The sequence below is a fragment of the Microbacterium sp. Bi128 genome, assembly GCF_918698205.1.
Window position 1 is genome coordinate 1 of the sequence record NZ_CAKKMM010001539.1, and the last position, 1,156, is coordinate 1,156.

Consider the following 1,156-nt stretch of genomic DNA (forward strand, 5'->3'; position numbering starts at 1 on the left):
GGGGCAAGGGGTAGCGGGCGATTCACAGGTGAGCACCGGACGCTCACCGGCGTGCGCGGCAACGGTGCAGTCGTCTGTTTTCGTCGCCAAGCCGCTTATTGCCGCGGGCGGCCGAACCGCCGACGTATGCTAAATCGCACAAGCAACGGACAGGAGGCCGAGGTGGCCCAGACGACGGAAACCGGAACGACGGCGGCCGAGGTGATGGCCGAGCTGGCTGACCTCGAGGACCCGAGGATCCGGGACGTGAACGCCAAGCACGGTGACGACCACGGGGTGAACCTCGGCAAGCTGCGGGCGTTGGCCAAGCGGCTCAAGACGCAGCAGGAGCTGTCCCGTGAGCTGTGGGGGACCGGTGATACCGCGGCGCGGCTCCTGGCGCTCCTGATCTGCCGTCCGAAGGCTTTCGACCGTGATGAGTTGGACGGCATGTTGCGCCAAGCGCACACTCCCAAGGTGCAGGACTGGCTCGTCAACTATGTGGTGAAGAAGAACCCGCATGCCGAGGAACTGCGCGTGGCCTGGTTCGCCGATCCGGACCCGCTGGTGGCAATTGCCGGCTGGGCGCTGACTACCGACCGCGGTGCGAAGAAGCCGGAGGGCCTCGACCTGCCAGGACTGCTCGACATCATCGAGGCGCAGATGAAGGACGCCCCGGACCGCTTGCAGTGGGCGATGAACCACTGCCTGGCCCAGATCGGGATTGAGCACCCCGCACACCGCGCCCGCGCAATCGGCATCGGCGAGCGCCTCGAGGTGCTCAAGGATTACCCGACGCCGCCGAACTGCACCTCTCCGTTCGCGCCGATCTGGATCGCCGAAATGGTGAACCGACAGGACGCCAACTAGGACTCAGGGCGGGGGGCCTTTCACCCGTACTCACCCTCTTCGAGCCGCCGCACCAACCTGCGGATCACCCGTGACACCACGAAGGCTTGACGTGACACCACCGTGGTGTCACTATGGTGGCATGGAACTCGGACAATACGTCAACGACCTACAGCGGCAGCTAGTGGATGCCGCGGAGAACGGCTCGGAGGACACCCGCGCCGTGGCCGAGCGGCTCGCCGCCGGACTGGACGCCGCGACCCGGCTCGTGCTCCTCGACGTTCTCTCGGCTGCGGTCGGCGAGATCACCCGCGACCTCGCACCCGGA

1 protein-coding gene and 1 pseudogene are annotated in these 1,156 nt (G+C 66.7%); both read left to right on the forward strand.

The window, feature by feature from the left end:
* Positions 1-204: 204 nt before the first annotated feature.
* Positions 205-849 (forward strand): DNA alkylation repair protein, encoded by a 645-nt coding sequence (locus LQV45_RS34365; protein ID WP_230012348.1) that lies wholly within the window; start codon positions 205-207, stop codon positions 847-849.
* A gap of 121 nt (positions 850-970) precedes the next feature.
* A pseudogene (locus tag LQV45_RS34370) lies at positions 971-1,156 on the forward strand (histidine kinase); the annotation flags it as partial.

What these genes read in the sequence shown, in the direction of transcription:
- LQV45_RS34365 (WP_230012348.1), top strand. Translation starts at nt 205, where the DNA reads ATGGCCGAGCTGGCTGACCTCGAGGACCCGAGGATCCGGGACGTGAAC.